Below are 21,234 nucleotides of genomic sequence, written 5' to 3' on the forward strand. Positions count from 1 at the left end.
TCCTATCTAAGTTAGCTTTAATATACCCAAATATTTTACCAAAAAGCGCCGGGTTTTTCAACCGCTATCTTGACCTTTCGGCTTTTTTAAGTTAAAATTATTCCATAGTCCCCACTATTAGTCCCACTATACTTTTTATAATCCAGGAGGTTTTTCCCATGAACAAGCTGCCCGTTGCCGTGCAGGTCTATTCCGTCCGGGAGGACGCCGAGAAGGATTTCGCCGGCACCATGAAGAAAATCAAAGAGATAGGCTACGACGGCGTTGAGCTGGCCGGCATGTACGGCCTGTCCCCCGCCGAGATAAAGGCCGCCATTAAGGACGCCGGCCTGGAGGCCGTATCCGCCCATGTGCCCTTCCAGGAGCTTAAAGGGGATATGGAGGGCGTTGTGAGCCAGTATGAGGAGATAGGCGTAAAATACATCGCCATCCCCTACCTTACCGAGGAGGACCGCCCCGGCGGGGAGAAGTTCGAGGAGAACGTGAAAATCTTCGGCGAGATAGCCAAGGTCTGCAAGGCCCACGGCATTGGCACCCTCTATCATAACCACGACTTCGAGTTCCAGAAAATGCCCGACGGCCGCTACGCCCTGGACTACATCTACGACACCATCCCCGCCGACCTTCTGCAGACCGAGATAGACACCTGCTGGGTAAACGTCGCCGGTGAGAATCCCGCCGCCTATGTGAAGAAGTACAGCGGCCGCGCCCCTGTGGTGCACCTGAAGGACTTCTATAAGGAGGGCAAGCCCGGCAATATGTACCAGCTTATCGGCACGGACGTGGAGGAGCAGGAGAACAAGGGCTTCTTTGAGTTTCGCCCTGTGGGCAGCGGTATGCAGGACTTCCCCTCCATCCTGGAGGCCTCCCTGGAGGCCGGGGCCAAGTGGGTGGTGGTCGAGCAGGACCAGTCCAACGGCCGCACGCCTATGGAGGCAATCACCATGAGCCGGGAGTACCTCAAGGGCCTGGGCTGGTAAGCCCTATTCCGTGACATATAAGCTGACGCAGCTTCTATAAAACTGCCCCGCTCCCTATTACGGAGAGCGGGGCTTTTCATTATTTATCTCTTTAAAGCTTGGCCTCAAGCCGGGCCCTCCCGGGACAGGCCACGATTACGAACCCCAGAAGCACGCTGGCAGCGAGGTCGGTGGTAAATATCTGCTCCCACAAAACCTTGGTAATCAGCGGCGCACCCTCCCGGTAAAGGATTCCGCCTGAATTCATAAAGACGAAAAACCTGTCGGCCTGCCCGCCAAGGCACAGCAGCACGAAAATTACCAGGCACGCCAGGGCCCAATAGAAGGCCCGCCGCCTTACAGGGCTGTCAATATCCCTCCCCTTCCCCCGGACCATCCAGCAGAGGCCCGCGCAGGCTGCAAACCTGACGGCCCGGGCAAGAAAGCTTGCATACGGGATTCCCCCGGTTCCATTCCCGGCAATCTCCCCCGAGATAATCACGTAAAAGGGCAGGGTAGAGGCCAGGTGTACCAGCAGCACGCCAACGAAAGAGCTTAGGAACAGTAAGAGTATCTTTCTTTTTGAAGCTGTCATTATGCGGCCCTCCTTTAGAAAATTATGTATAAATTCTTTACATGATTTTAACATATTGCATTAAAAAAGTCAAGGGGGACGCAGACCCGCGCCCCCCTTTTTGCAAATATTCTTTACAAATATTTACACAATGCACTCCCTGATATACTCCGCAACCACCGTCCTATAGTTCTCCGTCCTGTAATCCATCCTGCCCACCAGCTCCAGCATCTCGGCCTTTGACACCCACTGCAGCCCCGAGACCTCGGCAGTCTGCATTGTGAGGGCGCTGTCGTCAAGGTCGGCCCGGACGAAGAATACGTCGGTGAAGCTGTGGCTCTCCGTCTCTATCCAGCGGTAGGCCTTGATAATATCGTCCCCGGGGAGCTGCACGCCCAGCTCCTCCCTTATCTCCCGGACAAGGCACTCCGCGGCGGTCTCCCCGGCAGTGGCGTGGCCCATGGTTATCTCCCACTGTCCGGGCCTGAATTTCCTGCTCTCCGAGCGCTTCTGGAGCAGAAAGCGCCCGTTCCCGTCGTATATATAGGCGTGGACGCCCAGGGTGAAATACTCCCCCTTATCGCCGCCCCGCTCCACGGTCCCGCCGGTGAACTTGCCGTCCCTGGTGTAGAGGTCCTGGAGCTCCGGGCCCCCTGAGCTCTCCGGGCCGTCCAGGGGGATGGGCTCAAGCAGGCTGGGGCGCTCCTCGTTTTTCTCCCTCTTCTCCGGGGCGGGCAGCTCGTTCTCCTTGAGCCTGGGGATAAACCTGGGGGCAAAGCTCCCGGTGCCCCGGCCCATAATATATATCATGCCGATGACGGAGAACACCACCGCGCCGATGAAGTTCACAAACAGGTCCTTCATGGTGTCGTGTATGCCTATGTCAAGATACCCGGGCCACTCCTCGCCGTTTACCACCACGCTCTCGATGGGTATGTGCACCGGCGAGTTCTCCCCGTTGGGGTTCAGGCTGACGGTGTTCACAACATTTATCCAGGTGTCCTTCTGCATGTCCATCTGGAAGAAGGTGTCCATGCCGTACTCGAAGAACTCCCAGAGCACGCCTATAGTCATGGAGAAGCAGAAGGCCACCACCGCCACGAACACCGGGGACAGCCGCACCTTGAACCGGCGGGAGCGGTTGAGGATGTCCACCATGGCGATGCCTATTGCCGCCATCAAAAAGCCGTTTATGGTGTGCAGCATAGTGTCCCAGAATGGGAAGGTCAGGTAATACTCCTGTATCTCTCCCAAAATCTCCGCCGAAAAGATGAACAGCAGGATGATGACCTCAAGGGTGTTTGGCACGTCGATGTGCAGCCGCCGCTCCACGAAGCTGGGTATCATGAACAGCGTCAGTGTAAGGGCGCAGAGGAACACATCGTAGTATTCCCCGTTAAAAAGCTGCAGCACCAGCACCGCCAGCACCAGCACCCTGAGCACCACGTAAACGGTGAACAGCACCGGGTGCTCCCTTGCCTCCCTCTTGGCCTGCTGTATCTCCTCCCTGCGCCGCAGGGCCCGCTCCTCTTTGGTAAGCTTCTGCTTTTTCTTCTTAGCCATTTGCGTCCTCCCTTATTCATTGGTAATTCGTAAGTAATGATATAAAGGTTATTATAGCACAAGTCGGGGAGAGAAATAAAGTGGTAAATAAAAAATACCCGGCTTGACATTTTGCCGGGTTACCGTTATAATGAACAGGAAGGGCATTGCCGCGCGACGGTCTAGTCCAGGATTTTGATTAACATTTTTATGCTAACCGTTCGGGGACCAGCCGGGCGGTTAGCAAGCTTTTGGTGCTAAGTATATCAGCAGCGCCAGCCAAAAAAGAGTGGCCAGCATGTACAGCAGCAGCTTCCATACTTTTCCCATCAGCATCACCCCCTTTCAGGGGAGTAGCCAGACCGCCAATCACCGCAATGCCCATACGCCTTGACCGAACAAAATACCAGCCAAGACGCCCCCAAAAGAGGGGCCTTTTTTATTTTACCAGATTCCCCATATACTGTCAACCAATTATATACTTGACAACCGCGCCCGTCTGCTTCATAATATTAGCATTGCAAAACCACTTAGGAGAGAGGGGTAACAGGAATGAAGAGTTCAGAAAAGGCGGTAATCACCGTCATCGGCAAGGATATGGTGGGTATCCTTGCCAAGGTCACCGAGATCTGCGCCAAAAGCGGGGTGAACGTGCTGGAGGTCACCCAGTCCATTTTGCAGGACCTGTTTGCCATGGTAATGCTGGTGGACATGGCGGGGTCCTCCTCGGACGTGGCGGCGCTGTCCCGGCAGATGGACGCCCTGGGGGACGAGCTGGGGCTGAAGATACATGTTATGCACGAGGACATCTTCAACTCCATGCACAAGATTTAATACTCGCTATCGCTCGCATTAAATCTCCAAGTTTTGCGCAAGCGCAAAACTTTTACCTGAGAGGAAATTGATAGAAATGGATATACGCAAAGCCGAATCAGCCGACCTGCCCATGGTGGGCTTTATAACCCGGCGCACCATACAGGAGGTGTACCCCCGGTTCTACCCCCGGGGAGCGGTGGAGTTCTTCCTGGACTGGCACGGCGACAGTCATATACTGGCCGATATAGAGGCGGGGGAGGTCTACCTGCTGTTTGACGGCGGCATGGCGGCGGGGACAATCACCTTACACAAGGACGAGATAACCCGGCTGTACGTGGCCCCGGGGCTCCAGGGCCGGGGGTACGGTCGGGCCCTGCTGGACTTCGGGGAGAAGGCCATAGGGGAGCGGTACGGCAGGATACGCCTGGAGGCCTCACTGCCTGCGGCTTTTATCTACTGGAAACGCGGCTACAGGGTCGTGGACATGCTCACAGAGTCCGTGGGGCACGGCAGCGTGCTCTGCTGGGACGTTATGGAAAAGCCCTGGCCTGATAATAAGGGGGAATAGGATTTGAATACCAACGAGATACTAGAGACCATAAATATGATAGACAACGAGAACCTTGACGTGCGCACCATCACCATGGGCATTTCCCTTTTGGACTGCGCGGGCCCGGACCCGGAGGCAAGCGCCGTTAGGGTCTATGACAAGATATGCCGCTATGCCCAGAACTTAGTGAAGACCGGCGAGGACATAAGCCGCCGGTACGGCATACCCATTATAAACAAGCGCATATCCGTCACCCCTGTTGCCATGGTGGCAGGGGCCTGCCCGGGGGCCTCCCCCCTGCGCTTTGCCAAGGCCCTGGACAGGGCGGCCCACACGGTGGGGGTAAACTTTATCGGCGGATATTCGGCCCTTGTGCAGAAGGGCTTCGGGCCCGGGGACTACGCCCTTATCGAGAGCATACCCCAGGCCCTTTCCGAGACGGAGCTTGTCTGCTCCTCGGTGAATATAGGCAGCACAAAGGCCGGGATAAACATGGACGCCGTGGGCAAGATGGGGAAGATAGTGAAGCGCACCGCCGAGCTCACCGCGGACCGGGAGTGCATAGGGGCGGCAAAGCTGGTGGTCTTCTGCAACGCCCCCGAGGATAACCCCTTTATGGCAGGGGCCTTCCACGGCCCCGGGGAGCCGGACTGCGTGATAAACGTGGGCGTCTCGGGCCCGGGGGTCGTGCGGGCTGCCATACAGAAGGAGGGCGCGGGGAAGAGCCTTACGGAGATAGCGGAGCTTATAAAGCGCACCGCCTTTAAGATAACCCGCATGGGCCAGCTTGTGGCCCAGGAGGCCTCCCGCAGGCTCAGCGTGCCCTTCGGCATTGTGGACCTGTCCCTGGCCCCCACCCCCGCCATAGGGGACAGCGTCGCCCATATTTTAGAGGGCATGGGCCTTGAGCAGTGCGGGGCCTTCGGCACCACGGCGGCACTGGCCCTTCTGAACGACGCGGTGAAAAAGGGGGGCGTAATGGCCTCCTCCAGCGTGGGCGGGCTCTCCGGGGCCTTTATCCCGGTGACCGAGGACGCGGGGATGATAGACGCGGCAAGGAGCGGCTGCCTGACCCTCAACAAGCTTGAGGCCATGACCGCCGTATGCTCGGTGGGCCTTGACATGATAGTGATACCCGGGGAGGTTTCCCCGGAGATAATCTCCGGCATTATAGCGGACGAGGCCGCCATCGGCATGGTGAACAGCAAGACCACCGCCGTGCGGGTGATACCGGCCATAGGCAAGTCCGCCGGTGAGGAGCTGGACTTCGGGGGGCTTCTGGGCCGGGGGCCAGTTATGCCCGTGAACATGTCCAGCCCCGCAGAGTTTATCGCAAGGGGCGGGAAGATACCGGCCCCCCTGCAGAGCCTGAAGAATTAAAAGGAAGCCCCTGGCGACCCAGGGGCTCCTTTTTATTCTTAATCTTATCTCCTGCCGTCCAGCTCCCCAAGGCTCACGGCAACGGTGTGCCTGATGGGCTTCCACTGGGTGCCGCCGGACATTGCCACAGCCAGGGCCGCCATGAAGCTTGCCATAAAGAAGGGGTATGTGAAGCTGAAGAGTATCTTCCTTGAGGCCCTGGAGGGAATCCTGCGCCACTCGGTTATAAGGGTCAGAAGCCCTGTGAAGTACAGGCCGGCATATGTGCCCGCCAGCGCCAGCAGCGCCGCTATCACCACGGGCCCGGTCTCAAAGCCCGGGGTAGCCAGGCCCACCGCAAACATGATGGTATTCATAATAAACCCAAGGCCCATGAGCACCGCAGCCAGGGAGTTTATCAGCAGGTCATAGCAGGCGAAGTTCCCCGAGCCGAACATGCTGTGCAGCAGGGTGCTGCCGTTTTTGCCCATTATCTGCATGAGCCCCCGCATCCACCGGGCCCTCTGCACCACCGACTGCCTGAAGCCGGTGGGCTGCTCGTCATATAGTATCGCCGTGTTGCAATAGGAAATCTTCTCCCCCCGGCACACCAAATCCAGAGTAAACTCCAGGTCCTCTGTAAGGGCGTAGTAGTGCCAGCCGCCCACCTTCTCAAGGAGCTTTGCAGAGAACAGGAACCCTGTGCCGGACACCGCGCAGCTGGTGCCCAGATAGTCCCGGGGCCTGTTCAGGTACTCGGACTCCCTTAAAAAATACATGCCGTAGCCCGCCGAAATCCAGTTGTCCCCGAAGTTCTTGGCGTTGCGGTAGCCGGTCACCACAGGGCAGCCGTTGGAGAAAACCTTGTTCATCTCCCTTATATACCGGGGGTCCAAAAGGTTATCCGCGTCGAAGACAAAGAAGCCGTCGTATGTGCCCTCGGGCTTATCCTGGGCAATCTTCGAGAGCAGGAACTCCAGGGCGTAGCCCTTGCCCACCTGTACCTTGTTCCGGCGCTGGTAGACCGCCGCCCCCCGGGAGGCCGCCACCATTGCGGTGCTGTCCGTGCAGTTGTCCGCCACCACGTATATGTCAATAAGCTCCGAGGGGTAGTCCTGGGCCTTTATGCTGTCGATAAGCTGTCCGATAACCGCCGCCTCGTTCCTTGCGGCAATGAGCACCGCGAATTTTGACAGGGACCGCTCCTCGAACCGCCTTCCAAGGCCCCGCACCCTGATTAGGGTGAACAGCACCTGATAGCAGCAGCAAGCCGCCACCACAGCCGCTATGGCGAGATTTATGTATGTTAAAGTCTTCATATGTTTTCCGTCCTTTCACGCGGCCGCGCCCGGCCCCTGCTCTCTGTGCCTACAAGGATAATATGAACAAATTAAGTCCAGCGTGATGAATTTCTTACGAATTTCTTAACGCTTGACGAAATAGGGAGAAGGGCGGCGGTGCCGGAAAGGGCAGCGGTGCCGGAAAGGGCGGCGGCGGAAAAAAATAAATACCCTCCTGTAACCACCCCGCCCCAATCGGCGATATGTAAAGTGAGGGTACTCTCAGAGGAGGTGCTGATACATGGATGATGAAAAAATCGTGGCGCTGTTTCTGCGCAGGGACGAGGCTGCCCTGGGGCTCACGGCGGCGAAGTACGGCCTGAAGCTCCGGGCCATTGCAAACAGCCTCCTTCAGGACCAGGGGGCCGCCGAGGAGTGTGAGAACGACACCTATATGCAGGCCTGGGCAGCCATACCGCCCCACGAGCCCTGGGGATACCTCTTCCCGTTCCTGGCGAAGATAACCCGGCGGCTGGCAATAGACGTGGCCCGGGCCCGCTCAAGGAAGAAGCGCAGCGCCCCAGTGCTGGAGCTCACAGCAGAGCTGGAGCAGTGCATACCCTCCCCCAGCGACACGGCGGGCCAGGTGGACGGCGTGCTCTTGGGGGATCTGATAGCCGGGTATCTGCGCTCCATACAGGAAGAACAGCGGAATATGTTTATCCGCAGGTACTGGTACTTAGACTCCATAAAGGACGTGGCCGCCTTCTTTTCCACGTCCCAGGGCCGGGTGAAGACCACCCTTTACCGGGTGCGCCGGGGCCTGCGGGAATATCTCATCAAGGAGGGATACGATATATGAGAGGAAGCGATTTACTTGACAAGCTTGAAAATCTGGACATGAACCTTGTGGCAGGGGCCGCCGCGCCCCCCTCAGGGAGGGTGCGCCAAAAGGACCGGTGGTGGCTCCCGGCCCTGACTGCCGCCGCGGCCTGCATTGTGGCCATCGCCCTGCCCCTGACCCTTGCATACCTGATAAACGGCACCGCCCCCACCATTGAGTACGGAGGCCCGGGGGCCAACAGCAGAAATACCTCCCACCAGGCATCAGCCGGGGACTCCGGGCCCGAGGGCGGCTCCGGCGAGGGCAATGCCCGGCGTGAGCCAAATAATGGCGGGGGCACGGACGGCCCGTTTCTGGACGGCCCCTATGACCTGGAGCCTAAGGTAAGCGTCGCGGGCTACGGCGATGAGTACGTCTGGACAAGATACACCCTTGGCGAGGACTACACCAGCGTATTTGACGAGCTGCCCGCAGAGGACTATTTTAAGTATAACAGGCAGGAGCCGGAGAGCATGGACAGGATACGCTCCGACTATGATTCCGGGGGAAGCTATATCCTAAATGATTTTGACTCCTACCCTCTTATCAGCACTGCCGAGGCCGCAGCCGGCAGGGCCATAACTCCACCCGAGTCCATGGTTGAGTACGGCAAAAGCATTTTTAGCTGCCTCTCTGAATATGTCCAGCCTGTTTCAGGCATATTCAAATGCACCCCGGACGGCAGCGGTCTCTATCTCGCCCAGGTCTCCACCTCTGCCGAGCCCTACTATGACGTCACGGACCCCGGCCTGCGCCAGAGCGGGAAAATATCCGTGCTCATCTGTCAGGAGCCGATAATTCCGGAGAAAGACCTGGCAGAGGGCAAATGCGAGTCCGACGAGACAGTTGTAATCCCCCCGGACGGCGGCGAACCCATAACCGCGTTGGGCGGGCTCAATACCAACAGGGTGCTCATGTGCACCCTGCCCAACGGCATGTGGTGCCGGATAGCCGGGAACTTCAACGTGCCCTATGAGGACATGGTGAAGCTGATGAACTCACTCCTAAATGACACCAGCGTGCTGGACGGGATAAATGACAAGCTCAGAAGCGGCGAGCTCCTGCCTGTTACAACAGAAGAATTTCTGCACAACTACTCCGCAGCCTCCCCCTCTGTAAGCCCCGACCTCCTGGCTGACATCAGCCCGGTGGTGTACCCCTACGCCCTCTTAGTACAGCAGTAAAACAGAGTCAAAAAATCCCCCCGGGCTCCGGGGGGATAGCTTTATTTTGGGAACGCATAGGCCCTGAGCAGGCGCTCAAGGTCCTCTGAGGTGCGGATGGTATGGGCGGCGGCGTGGCTTGGGAGATAGACCCATACGCTCTTGCCCTGCTCTATAAGGGAGGCCATGACGAAATAGGTGCCCATGCTTTTGCCGTCCCAGAGGACCATGCCGCAGCCTGCGGCGTCCGCCATAGCCAGGGTGTTCTGCAGGTGCCTTGGCACCCCGCTCCAGCGGCCCTCCTTCGGCGGGCGGCGCACAGGCCAGCGGTCCAAATTATGGTGGGGCTGGGGGCGGGCGGTGTATACCCTCACCCAGTCGGTGTGCATATCCCGAAGGTACTCCTGCAGCGCCCTGTCCAGGCCCGAGTGGTCCCCCACCAGTATGTGCCAGCCCTCCGAGCAGAGCCTTGATATCATCATCTTCACCCTGTGGTCCGGCTCTGTTATGGTGTGGGAGCCCACTATCATCATTTTCTTTTTCGGCTGCATCCGCGGGCCTCCTTTGGGCGTGCGCCTTTTAGCTTTTTAGCATATTATACCACAGCGGGGGTATGCCGTCAACGGAAAAAGCGCCCCTCTAAATGGGGCGGTGACGTAAGAAAACATTTTAAGCGAGGGTCGGCGTAGCGTCAAGCTGCGCCGACTTTCGCATTATTTTTGTCTTGGGCAGTTTGGGATTGCTCCCGCGCTTCCTCAAAATCAAACGCACCAATGAAGTTATAGACGATCTCGATTTCTCGGATTTTCACCCGCTTCTGCTGTTCGTCGGTCGTGTAGGTTTCGGACACCCTGATCTGTTCCACGAACTCACGCAGGATGGTGGCGTCAAGCTGGGTCATGTCCGTGTACTTCTTCACCACAGAAATGAACTTCCTGACGTTGGTTTTCTTCTGTTCCTGCTGTTTCACTTCCCGCCCCAGGGTTTCCACGATGGCCTTTAACTGTTCCTGCTCCTGTTCATAGTCACGGGACAGCTTGATAAACCGATCATCGGACAGCTTGCCGGAAATGTTGTCCTCATAAATCCTCTTGAAGATCACATCCAGCTCCGCGATGCGCTTTTCAGACTGTGCCAGCACAGCCTTTTTCTGTGCCAGCGCCTTGTCACGCTCCCGCAGGCTCCGTTCCGCCGCCCGCTGGATAAAGTCGTCCTCATACTGTGTCACATAGGAGATCGCTTCCCGCAAGTTCCGCAGTACGATTTCTTCCAGCACTACACGGCGGATGGAGTGCGTCTTGCACAGGGTACGGTCTTTTCGATAGGTGGAGCAGATGTAATACTCCTGTTCCGGCTTGAAGTGGTTGGCCCGGCAAAGGTACATCTTGCCGCCGCAATCGGCGCAGTACACCAGTCCGGAGAACATACCCATGTCCCCCATCTTGGTCGGGCGGCGGCGTCCCTGCCGGATGTTCTGCACAATCAGGAACACGCTTTCCTCAATGATCGGTTCTTGGGTATTCTCGAAGATCACCCACTCGGACGGGTTATTCCAGACCTTTTTCTTGCTCTTGAACGATGGCTTGCTGGTCTTGAAATTGACCGTATGGCCCAGGTAGTCTACTCGCTCCAAAATTCGGGAGATTGTTCCTTTTTCCCACTTATACGGATTAGCCGTAGGAGCGTTGCAGACTGGCAGGCCCTTTTCGCGGGCGTAGGCCGTGGGGGTTAAGATGTTGTTACGTTGCAGCCACTTGGCGATCTGCGTCGGCCCCAGGCCGTCCACGCACAGGGCGAAAATCTTTTGCACGATAGCAGCCGCTTCCTCGTCCACAATCCAACGTTTCTTGTCCTCCGGGTCTTTCATGTACCCATAGGGCGGGATGGTGCAAAGGTGTTCGCCGGAACGTCCCTTGGATTGCCAGGTAGCCTTGATTTTCTTGCTGGTGTCCTTGGCGAACATCTCGTTAAATACGTTGCGAATTGCAGTAAACTCGCTATCTCCCTTTATGCTGTCCACCCCGTCATTCACGGCGATAAAGTGGACACCATATTCTGGAAATACCATTTCACTGATATGGACAAGACCACAAAAATATGGAGCGGAGTTGCTGACAAATCAAAAGTGCGCCAGGGAAAACATTTCCTGTGGCGCACTTTTATCATTTTAGCATCAGGAAGAAAATGAAGATATTTTACAAGCCAGCAAAAATTTTATCTGGTATAATAGACATCACCAAGGAGGAAAACTGCATGAAAAAAGAAGTGCGAACGGTGGTCTACGATGACGAGCTACACATTGAGGCTTACCGTTTCGAGGGCATCGTACAGCCTTTTCCGAACCATTTCCATGAATACTATGTGATTGGCTTCATGGAGGACGGGGAACGTGTCTTGTCCTGCAAAAATCAGGAGTATACCATCACAAAGGGTGATGTTCTTCTGTTCAACCCAGGAGACAACCACGCCTGTGTTCAGAATGACGGCGGTACGCTGGATTATCGTGGCTTCAACATCACCAAAGAGGTCATATTGGATTTGGCGGAGGAAGTTACCGGCAATCGGGAACTTCCTGGATTTTCCCAAAACGTGATTTTTGATGAAGAAGTCACCTGCTATCTGCGCCCGCTCCATGAGCTGGTGATGAAAGGCTCCAATGAATTTGGGAAAGAGGAAAATCTACTGTTTTTGATTTCTTTGCTGATCCAGCAATACGGCCAGCCTTTTGAAAGCTGCATCCCGGAGTGCCGGGAGGAAATTGAGAAAGCCTGTGCCTTTATGGAACAGCATTATGCCGAGCGAATTTATCTGGATCAGATCTGCCGTTGTGCCGGATTGAGCAAATCCACCCTGCTCCGGGCCTTTACCTGCTCAAAGGGCGTCACACCGTATAGCTACCTGGAAAACATTCGTATTGGCAAGGCCAAAAAGCTGCTGGAACAAGGTGTTCCCCCCGTTGAGGCGGCGCTACAAACCGGCTTCTCCGATCAAAGCCACTTCTCCAACTATTTCAACCGATTTATTGGACTGGCCCCCGGTATCTATCGGGACATCTTCAGAGATACGGGGGAAATGCCACATGAAAGGTAAAAACACGGCGGGACATTTCTCCGCCCTGCTCACAATCATAGTTTGGGGAACGACCTTTATCTCCACCAAAATTCTGCTGGTGGACTTCCAGCCGGTAGAAATATTGTTCTTCCGCTTCATCATGGGGCTACTGGCCCTGTTGATTGTTTATCCCTGGCGCTTGAAGGGGACGAACCGCCAGCAGGAATTGACCTTTGCCGCTGCGGGCCTGTGTGGGATATGCCTTTACTACTTGCTGGAAAACATCGCACTCACCTACACAATGGCCTCCAATGTCGGGGTAATTATCTCCGTAGCTCCGTTTTTCACGGCCATCCTGTCCCACCTGTTTCTGAAAGAGGAAAAGCCCCAGGCCAGCTTTTTCATTGGCTTTATAGTCGCAATGGCCGGGATTGCCCTTATTAGTTTCAATGGCTCCAGGCTGGAGCTGAACCCCGCCGGGGACTTGCTGGCGCTGCTGGCCGCACTGATTTGGGCCTGTTATTCTGTACTGACAAAGAAAATCAGCGGTTACGGCTACCACACTATTCTCACCACCCGGCGGGTGTTTTGCTACGGTATCCTGTTCATGCTCCCGACACTGTTCCTGTTCGATTTCAAGCTGGAATTGACAAGGTTTGCAAATCCTGTATATCTGTTCAACATTCTCTTTTTAGGATTGGGCGCATCGGCCCTGTGCTTTGTCACCTGGAATTTTGCGGTCAAGGCACTGGGAGCGGTCAAGACGAGCGTTTATATCTACATGGTTCCCGTGATTACGGTAGTGACTTCCGTGGCAATTCTCCATGAGAAAATCACCGCCCTGGCCGCTATCGGGACAGTTCTGACGTTGGCGGGTCTGTTCCTGTCGGAGAGCAAACTATTTTTGAGAAAAGAGGCAAAGCAAAATGGACTGGCAAAATGAAAAGTGCGTCATGGTCATTGACGAGAGCCTACCGCTGGGTATTATCGCAAATACGGCGGCAATCATGGGCATCACCCTAGGAAAGAAAATGCCGGAGGTGGTAGGAGCCGATGTGACCGACCAAAGTGGCAACGAGCATCTTGGCATCATCGAATTTCCTGTGCCGATCCTGCGGGGTTCGCCAGAAATTATCAAGCAGATACGGGGAAAGCTCTACCAGCCTGATTTTCAAGATTTGACGGTGGTGGACTTCTCCGATCTGGCCCAGGGCTGCAAGACGTATGACGAATTTATTGAGAAGATGGGCCATGTTCCAGAAAGTACCCTGCAATATTTTGGCGTTGCCATCTGCGGCCCAAAGAAAAAGGTCAATAAGCTGACCGGTAATATGGCTTTACTGCGATAAACCAATATAAAAGATTACCTTGCCGCACGACGGCAAAAGAAAAAAGCCGTCGTACAAGCAGGAGTATAGTCACGCCCGAAGCGGCGGCTTTGAGAAATCAGAGCCGCCGCTCTTTTGCATTTTGGCGGTAACAGGAGGATGCCGCCATGCGCTTGCAAATAGATAGGCACTTATCAAAAAAAGCCTGACCCAAGCAACGGCGAACTCCACCCAGGTTTGCGAAAATAGTCGTTTCTTGTCTGCCCATATCGCCATCCCCAACGCCCGAACAGCCTTGTGCTGTTCGGGCATTTTTGCTTTTTCAGGGGGCTGTCCCATCCAGCCCCGATGTCGCGGCCCACCCTTCCTGTTCAGATTTCGCTTGCCCCAAATCTGAACAGGAGGATAACAAGATGGAGATTACCATCAAGAGATACAGCCGCAAAATGACCTATGAGGACGCCGCCACCCTCGACGAGTTTTGGGAGCTGGCCAAGCGTACCGAACGGAGCCTTGACCGCGAGCAGCGGCGGCATTGGGACGGGCGCGAATGTGACGAGTACATAATCGCCGCCCAGGGTCTTTTGCCCTACTGCGCTACCCCGGAGGAATTGGTCTGCCAGCAGGAAACGCTGGATGAAATTCTGGCGGTGCTGGCCCTCTGTACCAAGACCCAGCGGGAGAGGTTTCTGCTCTATGCGCTGTACGACTTCAGCTATGCGGAGATCGGGCGGCGGTGCGGCTGTTCCAAGGCCGCAGTCCATGACAGCATTGAGGGTGTTCGGAAAAAGTTTTTCAAGTTTTTCCGTTGACCTACCCAACGCTCACCCCGGCATGATGGCTACAAGGTGAGGGGCAATCGCCCTATCATCGGGAGGGACAAGCTGCTCCGGCGGCTTGTCCCTCCTATGTCAAGGAGGTCACAGTGAACACCATGATTTTTCGTGCCGGAAATCCTGTCTGTTTCCAACAGCGCACTTATACACCGTTCCGGTGTCGTGCGCCCTGCCGGGGGCGTTGCGTCCTTCGGACGCGATGGGGAGCTGCACTCCCCAAACCCCTTGCACACCCGCCGGAAAGAAACACCCGCTTCGCGTCTGTTCCTTTCCGGCGGGTCATGTATCGTCAACGCCAGATTGGCGCTCACGTTAAAAACGCCAAATTGACGTTTTTAGGATTTTGCCGGGGGAGCGCGTGAAATGACAGCGCCCGAAATCTCTCACATGACCTATCAGCAGTACCGCGCGGCCCGGAGATTAGTACATGAGTGCTGTAACTACGATTGCGGAAACTGCCTGCTTCTGGACAACGGCGAGGAATGTGTCTGCCCGTAGAGAAGATTGCGCTGGCGCTGAACAGGAGCCTTTCATCAGCCAAGAACGCATTGGCCGAGTTGTCGGCGGCAGGGCTGATTGAGCGAAAGCGGCGGGGACAGTTCTTGCCCAATCTGATTTATGTGAAACTGCCTGATGGACAAAAATTTATCCTACCCCAGAAGGACAACGGATTGTCCATCACGGGGGTAGAAAACGACCTTCGGAACGGTTAGAAAACAAGACTTTGCGTGGGCAGAAAGATAACTCCAAATCAAACAAATAGAAACAAATAAATAAACCAAACGAATGGGAGTAAATAGCGCCCACTTTTCGGACAAATGTCCACCATGAAAATTTTGAAAACAAGGAGTTGCCTATGGAGCATATCAGCTACAAGACGCAGACCGAGATTGTCAATTTCCAGGGCCGGGAAATCCCGCTGGAAAACCTCACGCCCATCCTCACCCCGGAGCAGGAGGCGGCAAAGCGCCGGGAGTTGGAGCAGCGGCTCTATGAGGTGTTCCGCAAGTACGCCAGCCACCGGCAGACGGAGGAACCGGTCAGCTAACTTTTCGCCGCGCCGTTGCTTTGCGGGGCTGCTGATGGTATAATCATAGCGTCAGCAGCTCCGTTTCTGTTTCAGAAAGGGAGCGCAAAATGAACAACCGAATTGACGCGATTTATGCAAGACAGTCCATTGACAAAAAGGATAGTATTTCTATCGAAAGTCAGATTGAGTTTTGCAAATACGAATTGAGAGGCGGGAGTTGCAAGGAATATCAAGACAAGGGTTACAGCGGCAAGAATACGGACAGGCCCCAGTTTCAAATGCTGGTGGAGGACATCAAGCGCGGACTGATTGCTAGGGTAGTCGTTTACAAGCTCGACCGCATCAGCCGTTCCATTCTGGACTTCGCAAACATGATGGTTTTGTTCCAGGAGTACAACGTGGAGTTCATATCCTCCACAGAGAAGTTCGACACGTCCACACCGATGGGCCGGGCGATGCTGAACATCTGCATTGTGTTCGCACAGTTGGAGCGAGAAACCATCCAGAAACGGGTGCAGGACGCATGGTACGCCAGGTGCCAGCGCGGTTTCAAAATGGGTGGGCGTGCGCCTTATGGATTTCGGACGGAGCCTATCATTATTGACGGCATCCATACAAAGAAGCTGGTGATTGAACCGACCGAGGCGGCGTTCGTTCGCAAGATGTACGAGATGTATATTGACCCCCAGGTGTCGCTTCACGACATCACCCGACAGCTTACCGAGCAGGGGATGCGGACATACTTTGGCAAACCGTTTTCCAGGGCGACCATCAGCATCATGCTTTTCGTGATTATCAGCGACACCGACGATACTTTTAACTTTGTCGTGAGTATTCTCTACACACAGCTATTCAACCTTTTATGCGACAAGGCAGATGATGAATACGGCGGGCGGCTTCCCGTCCATGTAAGGTGCTTACTTGATGAATTTGCGAATATCGGGCAGATACCAAAGTTTGAAAAGCTCATTGCAACGATACGGAGCCGGGAAATATCCGCGTCAATCATCTTGCAGAGCCAGTCACAGCTAAAAGCAATCTACAAGGACAACGCCGATACCATAGTCGGCAACTGCGACACCACCCTTTTCTTGGGCGGCAAGGAAAAAACGACGCTCAAAGAAATATCGGAGATTTTAGGCAAGGAAACGATAGACAGCTTCAACACTTCCGAAATAAGGGGGCGGGAGCTTTCGCATGGGCTGAACTATCAGAAATTGGGAAAGCAGCTTATGACGGAAGATGAAATCGCAGTCATGGACGGAGGGAAATGTATCTTGCAGCTACGCGGGGTGCGCCCGTTCTTTTCGGACAAATTCGACATAACGAAGCACCCGAAATACAAGTACCTACATGATACGCGCCCCCACTTTCCGGCGCAGTACACAGCGGCAGGAGCCGCACCCCTTACAACTGAATACCGCCGCACCGCAGAACTTACGCAGCGCGGGGACAGCCGCCTTTACCAGAGGGCGGTTTTTTTGTGCGGCGGCATATGCTGACCGCCTTTTGTCCGCTTGCCGGACAGCCGCAGACGCGGCAGAAAGGATATATTTATGGCATTTTTCAATAGCGCAGTAGACGTTTTGCAGACCCTTGTTGTAGCACTTGGAGCCGGGCTTGGTATCTGGGGCGTAATCAATCTGATGGAGGGCTACGGCAACGACAATCCGGGGGCGAATGCTCATGTACGGTAAAGAAGCAAGCAACCGAAAACAAGAGATAGACCGCCAGCACCACACTATTCCGAACAAAAGAACTAAAGACCAAAAGACAAGCACCGTGGAAATGTGTATAACTTGCTATTCCGTCATGGAAAAGTCCGTTCACAGAACATGGAAAAGCTAAAGTGCAGCTTTCCCACATTCTGCAAACGGACTTTCCCACAACTCCATAAGACAGCAAGTTATGCACATTCCCACAGTGCCGACTACTACGGAATCCCTCTTTATCTCCACACAGATTATTTCTTTTATGGCATATTCCAACTTGCGTCAATAGAATAAATAAGCTGGATTATTTTTTCCTTTGGGGTAGAAAAATTATTCTTAATCCAAAGTGAGATTATTGAGAGGCAGCCTTGAATATGATATGTCGCCATATAGAGCATTTCTTCTGAAACGGAAGATATATTTTCTTCTTGCATCCATATTTCAAGATATTTTTCTTCGATGATGTCATACATATGCTCTTGAAATTTGTGGTCAATTCCCTTTCCGAAAAAAAGCAAACGGCTTAGGGCAGGATTTTCATAAATATAATCAATAATGGAATTATAAATATTTTCGTAATGACCTGCTGGATTATCGTTAATAAATTTAGTGAACTCAGATATAGCATCATGTTCCATTTGCTCATATAAGTCATACACATCATGGTAGTGCGAATAAAAAGTAGCTCTATGTATGTCTGCCTTGTTGACTAATTCCTGTACTGTAATTTTTTGAAGTTCCTTATCAAGCATTGCGTCAGCAAGAGCAGACTGTAATGCTTTTATTGTCTTTTTGACCCGCCTATCATGTTTATTCATAGTTTTCTCCTTTAAACAACAGTTTCGAGCGGCAGTGTCGTTTAGGCAACAATTATAGATAAAATTGAAGATAGAAAAACGACACATGTTATAGTATACTGCTTGTTGTACGGATATGTCAATCTGAATACTATAAAATTCCAAGGCAATGGAGGTAACCATGACACAAAAACAAATTGAACGCAAATCGCTGATAGTAAGCTGCATTGTAAACTTAATAATGGCAATAGGTGGGTTTTGGATTTTTTCGATAACAAATATTCAAGCTCTGTTTTTAGACTGTTCCTTTTCAATGATTGCTTCCTGCTCTTGTTTGGCAGCATTGGAAATTTCAAAAATTAGTAATAAAAAGACAAAGAATTACCCGGACGGTCTTTATTTTTTAGAGCCATTATATTCTATTTTTAGAACTTTATTAACATTGGTGCTGCTGTTTTCTTCTGTTGCTCGTACTGCAAAAGCAGCATGGGGGTATTTTGCATATGGCGTTGGAACCCCTTTGATGATTGAACCTGTAATTCCTTATGAGATACTTATGTGTATCATATGTTTTGGGCTGTCTTTTTTTAACAGAAGCCAGAGCCGTAAAACTAATGATTCCAGTACACTTTTAGCAACAGAATCGAAAGGAAATTTTATCGACGGCATATTATCTTTGGGCGTAGCACTGTCTGCGTTCTTGATAAAACTGATAGATATTAACGGAAGTTTGGGTTTCCTTCATTATACTGGAGATTTTTTCATTACGACAATTATAGTCTTGCCTGCAATAAAAGAACCGATAAGTGTTTTCATATCTTCTTTCCGCGAATTGTCAGGAGGGTTGACAACGAATCAGGAACTAAAAAGAACAGTTTTCCAATTTGTAGAAAAGAATCTTAGCGGTATTATGACATTGCAAAAATGTGACATATATAAAATTGGTATGCACATAAAAGTTTGCATTTATATTACCAATAATATTGATTATAAAAAAATACAAACTGTCAAAAGGAATATCTTGAAAGATATATGTCCTATTTACGAAAATGCTGAAATTGTTTTTTGTGAATGGTAAAATGTGATACCGGGAGAAGATAATTAAAGTAGCGAAACGAGTTAAGACCTGCGCATAGAGTTGTTGTTACTTTGAATTATAAACAAGCAACCATAAACCATGCACCGCCCTATGTGGGAGAAAGGGGGAATCATCTATGCCTTGCACAGAAGCATACAAGGAACATATCATGTATACGTTCAATGGCTTTTGCAAGACCGTCATACGCTTTGCGGCACTCAACGCATGGCGTGATAGGAGCAGACGGCGGCAAAAAGAAATATCCCTTGAATACCTCACAGAAGAAAAGTTTTACCCTTTAGGCACGACAGACGAATATTTTGAAGCACCCTATGAAGAATATCCCATTACGATATGCGGTCAGACAGTTATCCTCACCAATGGGGAACTTGCCGCCGCCCTGTTATCTCTGCCGGAAAGAAAGCGGGAAATTATTTTCCTTTACTTTTTCGGAGATTATACACAACAGGAAATCGGGGAAATGTACGGACGCTGCCGGAGTACGGCGTGGCATCACATACACAGTGCCTTGCAAATGCTGCATAAAGAAATGGAGGTGCTTTTCCGTGAGGAATCCTAAACTTGTGCCGTATGAAACGATTGTCCGGGCGACCAGCGGCGAGCCGGAAGCCATTGACGAGGTTTTGCGGCATTACAGCAAGCGAATCCGGCTTGCTTCCCTTGAAAACGGACACGTCAACAAGGACACCGAGGACAATATCAAACGGCGGCTTATCGTTGCCCTGTTCCAGTTCCGCTTTGACGGACAGCCTACCTAACAGGAGGTGAGATTTGTCGCAAAAATAGTCATGCTTATATTTAACGACACAGAAGAAAAAGCGGTTGAGAAAGCCATAGCCGCCCTTGCGGATATGATACCGCTGGAAGCCATGCAGCCGCCCCACTCCCCGGCACTTACTTTTCCGGGATTGGAAATAAAATTACACCAACGCCGGGTATTAAAAAACGGCACAGACATTCCCCTCACCCGTTTAGAGTACGGCGCACTCTGCTACCTTGCCGCCAGTCCGGGGCGGGTATTCACAAAGGCGCAAATCTTTGAAGCCGTGTGGAGCAAGGAAAGCGAAAGCTGCCAGTCAAGCGTGTCAAATGTGATATGCAATCTACGGAAAAAGATAGAGCCGGACAGCGGCAAGCCCACTTACATAAAAACCGTTTTAGGCGTGGGCTACAAGTTTGCTTCCGGGGAATGATAACAGAATAACCGCCGCCCATCAGCGGCAGATAAAGACAGGAAATCAAGAAAAGGTTTCCTGTTTTTTTGCGCCCAAAACCAAGCCGGATTTTGCACCGTAATAAAATAATTCAACTACTTTCTGAAAACATTGCCTAAATTTCCTTTTTTCCCGTAGTAGGTAATAAGGGGAAAAATAATTGCCGGAAAGTTTGGCGTTTTTTGAAACTGTCCGTATATCACTACAAAACGGAACTGATTTCAAGCCAAAAAATGGGAGCTGTTACCAGAGTTACGTCTATGGGAACCTTAGTTGTCTTTGGATTTTTGAAAGGTTTTCAACCGATTGCCGGATTTAGTTATGGGGCAAAGAAATTTGACCGTTTACGCGAAGCAATCAAGACTTCTATTTTGTGGTCAAGTATTTTCTGCGTGGTTGTTGGATTGCTCATGGTTTTATTCTCAACACAAATTATTTCGCAGTTTGCAAACGGAAATGTTGACATGATTGCTGTTGGAGAAAAATCTCTTATGGCAAATGGTTTTTCGTTTTTCCTGTTTGGATTTTACACTGTTTATTCTTCTTTGTTTCTTGCGCTTGGCAAAGGAACAGCGGGCTTCATTCTTGGAGCTTGCAGACAGGGGATTTGCTTTGTACCTGTTATACTCATTCTCCCTTTAATTTGGGGAATGAATGGAATACTTTATGCTCAACCGATTGCTGATGTTATTTCAGCTATTATAACTGCATTTATGGCGTTACATCTTCGTAAAGAATTGGCAGAAGCTGAAGCTCTTATCGGCTTAGAAAAAGCAAATAAATAGGAGCAAAACAAAATCCACACAATAGTATATAGCGAATAAATGTAATCTGCCGGACGACGGCAAAAGAAAAAAAGCAGTCGTACAGCAGAGGTATTTTCACACGCCCTTTTTGACGCGGCGGCTTTTTGAGAAATCAAAGCCGCCGTTTCTTTTTATCTTCTCAAGGAATGACGCGGTATCACTGCTAAAAGCGGCGGCTAAAAGGAGGTAGCCGCCATGAAGCGCATACCCTATCGACAAAATCCGACAATCATTG

24 protein-coding genes and 3 pseudogenes are annotated in these 21,234 nt (G+C 52.3%); 20 read left to right on the forward strand and 7 right to left on the reverse strand.

Annotated features, from left to right (window positions below; all coding sequences use genetic code 11):
• Nucleotides 1–158: 158 nt before the first annotated feature.
• Nucleotides 159–980 carry a sugar phosphate isomerase/epimerase family protein gene (locus D5270_RS13800; RefSeq protein WP_166544644.1) on the forward strand — a complete coding sequence of 274 codons (822 nt, stop codon included), beginning with the start codon at nt 159–161 and terminating at the stop codon, nt 978–980.
• A 91-nt stretch (nt 981–1,071) separates the two neighbouring features.
• On the opposite strand, the gene D5270_RS13805 is transcribed toward D5270_RS13800, so the two are convergent.
• Together D5270_RS13805 and D5270_RS17290 are read right to left on the reverse strand one after the other, a co-directional pair.
• The gene (locus D5270_RS13805; RefSeq protein WP_166544645.1) at nt 1,072–1,554 is read right to left on the reverse strand and encodes a hypothetical protein; all 483 of its coding nucleotides are present in this window, start codon (nt 1,552–1,554) and stop codon (nt 1,072–1,074) included.
• A 123-nt stretch (nt 1,555–1,677) separates the two neighbouring features.
• Nucleotides 1,678–3,096, reverse strand: a complete 1,419-nt coding sequence (locus D5270_RS17290; protein WP_166544646.1) for an NUDIX domain-containing protein — start codon at nt 3,094–3,096, stop codon at nt 1,678–1,680.
• A gap of 531 nt (nt 3,097–3,627) precedes the next feature.
• Between D5270_RS17290 and D5270_RS13815 the strand changes: the two genes are divergently transcribed.
• The 3 genes from D5270_RS13815 to D5270_RS13825 all read left to right on the forward strand — a co-directional run bounded on the left by D5270_RS13815 (nt 3,628) and on the right by D5270_RS13825 (nt 5,821).
• Nucleotides 3,628–3,909 (forward strand): ACT domain-containing protein, encoded by a 282-nt coding sequence (locus D5270_RS13815; protein WP_166544647.1) that lies wholly within the window; start codon nt 3,628–3,630, stop codon nt 3,907–3,909.
• A 76-nt stretch (nt 3,910–3,985) separates the two neighbouring features.
• Nucleotides 3,986–4,459, forward strand: a complete 474-nt coding sequence (locus D5270_RS13820) for a GNAT family N-acetyltransferase (RefSeq protein WP_166544648.1) — start codon at nt 3,986–3,988, stop codon at nt 4,457–4,459.
• 3 nt (nt 4,460–4,462) lie between these two features.
• Complete coding sequence (locus D5270_RS13825; RefSeq protein WP_161473054.1) at nt 4,463–5,821, forward strand: PFL family protein; 1,359 nt, start codon at nt 4,463–4,465, stop codon at nt 5,819–5,821.
• Nucleotides 5,822–5,865: 44 nt separating this feature from the next.
• Here the strand turns inward: D5270_RS13825 and D5270_RS13830 are convergent, their stop codons facing one another.
• A complete protein-coding gene (locus D5270_RS13830; RefSeq protein ID WP_166544649.1) occupies nt 5,866–7,119 on the reverse strand; it encodes a glycosyltransferase family 2 protein in 1,254 nt (417 codons plus the stop codon).
• 262 nt (nt 7,120–7,381) lie between these two features.
• Here D5270_RS13830 and D5270_RS13835 point away from each other — a divergent pair, with 262 nt between their 5' ends.
• On the forward strand, nt 7,382–7,942 hold the full coding sequence (locus D5270_RS13835; RefSeq protein WP_166544650.1) for an RNA polymerase sigma factor: 561 nt from the start codon (nt 7,382–7,384) through the stop codon (nt 7,940–7,942).
• Nucleotides 7,939–9,147 carry a hypothetical protein gene (locus tag D5270_RS13840; protein ID WP_166544651.1) on the forward strand — a complete coding sequence of 403 codons (1,209 nt, stop codon included), beginning with the start codon at nt 7,939–7,941 and terminating at the stop codon, nt 9,145–9,147. The genes D5270_RS13835 and D5270_RS13840 overlap by 4 nt, the downstream gene beginning before the upstream one ends.
• A gap of 41 nt (nt 9,148–9,188) precedes the next feature.
• On the opposite strand, the gene D5270_RS13845 is transcribed toward D5270_RS13840, so the two are convergent.
• Both D5270_RS13845 and D5270_RS13850 read right to left on the reverse strand, forming a co-directional pair.
• Nucleotides 9,189–9,677 carry a hypothetical protein gene (locus tag D5270_RS13845; RefSeq protein ID WP_166544652.1) on the reverse strand — a complete coding sequence of 163 codons (489 nt, stop codon included), beginning with the start codon at nt 9,675–9,677 and terminating at the stop codon, nt 9,189–9,191.
• 140 nt (nt 9,678–9,817) lie between these two features.
• Entirely contained in the window at nt 9,818–11,194 is a 1,377-nt protein-coding gene (locus D5270_RS13850; protein ID WP_166544653.1) for a recombinase family protein, read from the reverse strand.
• Nucleotides 11,195–11,379: 185 nt separating this feature from the next.
• Here D5270_RS13850 and D5270_RS13855 point away from each other — a divergent pair, with 185 nt between their 5' ends.
• Genes D5270_RS13855 through D5270_RS13865 form a run of 3 tightly spaced genes read left to right on the forward strand, consistent with a single transcriptional unit; the run spans nt 11,380 to nt 13,526 of the window.
• Nucleotides 11,380–12,216, forward strand: a complete 837-nt coding sequence (locus D5270_RS13855) for a helix-turn-helix domain-containing protein (protein ID WP_166544654.1) — start codon at nt 11,380–11,382, stop codon at nt 12,214–12,216.
• Nucleotides 12,206–13,120, forward strand: coding sequence for a DMT family transporter (locus tag D5270_RS13860; RefSeq protein ID WP_166544655.1), 915 nt, complete (start codon nt 12,206–12,208; stop codon nt 13,118–13,120). The genes D5270_RS13855 and D5270_RS13860 overlap by 11 nt, the downstream gene beginning before the upstream one ends.
• Nucleotides 13,104–13,526: a DUF2000 domain-containing protein gene (locus D5270_RS13865; RefSeq protein ID WP_166544656.1), complete on the forward strand. Its 423-nt coding sequence runs from the start codon at nt 13,104–13,106 to the stop codon at nt 13,524–13,526. The genes D5270_RS13860 and D5270_RS13865 overlap by 17 nt, the downstream gene beginning before the upstream one ends.
• Before the next feature lie 69 nt (nt 13,527–13,595).
• Here D5270_RS13865 and D5270_RS13870 read toward each other — a convergent pair whose 3' ends face one another.
• Nucleotides 13,596–13,817, reverse strand: a complete 222-nt coding sequence (locus tag D5270_RS13870; RefSeq protein WP_166544657.1) for a hypothetical protein — start codon at nt 13,815–13,817, stop codon at nt 13,596–13,598.
• Between the two features lie 101 nt (nt 13,818–13,918).
• On the opposite strand from D5270_RS13870, the gene D5270_RS13875 reads away from it, so the two are divergent.
• The 6 genes and pseudogenes from D5270_RS13875 to D5270_RS13900 form a co-directional block, all read left to right on the forward strand.
• The gene (locus tag D5270_RS13875; RefSeq protein WP_166544658.1) at nt 13,919–14,317 is read left to right on the forward strand and encodes an RNA polymerase sigma factor; all 399 of its coding nucleotides are present in this window, start codon (nt 13,919–13,921) and stop codon (nt 14,315–14,317) included.
• A gap of 387 nt (nt 14,318–14,704) precedes the next feature.
• Nucleotides 14,705–14,833 (forward strand): annotated as a pseudogene (locus D5270_RS16890) (cysteine-rich VLP protein); the annotation flags it as partial.
• Nucleotides 14,824–15,054: a hypothetical protein gene (locus D5270_RS13885; RefSeq protein WP_243150375.1), complete on the forward strand. Its 231-nt coding sequence runs from the start codon at nt 14,824–14,826 to the stop codon at nt 15,052–15,054. The pseudogene D5270_RS16890 and the gene D5270_RS13885, both read left to right, overlap by 10 nt.
• A 143-nt stretch (nt 15,055–15,197) precedes the next feature.
• Nucleotides 15,198–15,389 carry a hypothetical protein gene (locus D5270_RS13890; RefSeq protein ID WP_166544659.1) on the forward strand — a complete coding sequence of 64 codons (192 nt, stop codon included), beginning with the start codon at nt 15,198–15,200 and terminating at the stop codon, nt 15,387–15,389.
• An 89-nt stretch (nt 15,390–15,478) separates the two neighbouring features.
• On the forward strand, nt 15,479–16,873 hold the full coding sequence (locus tag D5270_RS16895; RefSeq protein ID WP_166544660.1) for a VirD4-like conjugal transfer protein, CD1115 family: 1,395 nt from the start codon (nt 15,479–15,481) through the stop codon (nt 16,871–16,873).
• 54 nt (nt 16,874–16,927) lie between these two features.
• Nucleotides 16,928–17,056: pseudogene (locus D5270_RS13900) on the forward strand (Maff2 family mobile element protein); the annotation flags it as partial.
• A 287-nt stretch (nt 17,057–17,343) separates the two neighbouring features.
• On the opposite strand, the gene D5270_RS13905 reads toward D5270_RS13900, so the two are convergent.
• A complete protein-coding gene (locus D5270_RS13905) occupies nt 17,344–17,901 on the reverse strand; it encodes a TetR/AcrR family transcriptional regulator (RefSeq protein ID WP_016292402.1) in 558 nt (185 codons plus the stop codon).
• Between the two features lie 160 nt (nt 17,902–18,061).
• Here D5270_RS13905 and D5270_RS13910 point away from each other — a divergent pair, with 160 nt between their 5' ends.
• From D5270_RS13910 to D5270_RS13930, 5 genes and pseudogenes are all read left to right on the forward strand, one after another.
• Nucleotides 18,062–18,958 (forward strand): cation transporter, encoded by an 897-nt coding sequence (locus D5270_RS13910; protein WP_016289762.1) that lies wholly within the window; start codon nt 18,062–18,064, stop codon nt 18,956–18,958.
• 136 nt (nt 18,959–19,094) lie between these two features.
• Complete coding sequence (locus D5270_RS13915) at nt 19,095–19,538, forward strand: RNA polymerase sigma factor (protein ID WP_016292401.1); 444 nt, start codon at nt 19,095–19,097, stop codon at nt 19,536–19,538.
• A complete protein-coding gene (locus D5270_RS13920) occupies nt 19,525–19,737 on the forward strand; it encodes a helix-turn-helix domain-containing protein (RefSeq protein ID WP_016292400.1) in 213 nt (70 codons plus the stop codon). Before D5270_RS13915 ends, D5270_RS13920 begins: the two co-directional genes overlap by 14 nt.
• Nucleotides 19,738–19,767: 30 nt before the next feature.
• A complete protein-coding gene (locus D5270_RS13925) occupies nt 19,768–20,172 on the forward strand; it encodes a winged helix-turn-helix domain-containing protein (RefSeq protein ID WP_166544661.1) in 405 nt (134 codons plus the stop codon).
• 254 nt (nt 20,173–20,426) lie between these two features.
• Nucleotides 20,427–20,978 (forward strand): annotated as a pseudogene (locus tag D5270_RS13930) (MATE family efflux transporter); the annotation flags it as partial.
• Nucleotides 20,979–21,234: the final 256 nt, after the last annotated feature.

Origin of the sequence: Acutalibacter sp. 1XD8-36, from assembly GCF_009917525.1 — a bacterium.
Classification (GTDB): domain Bacteria; phylum Bacillota; class Clostridia; order Oscillospirales; family Acutalibacteraceae; genus Acutalibacter.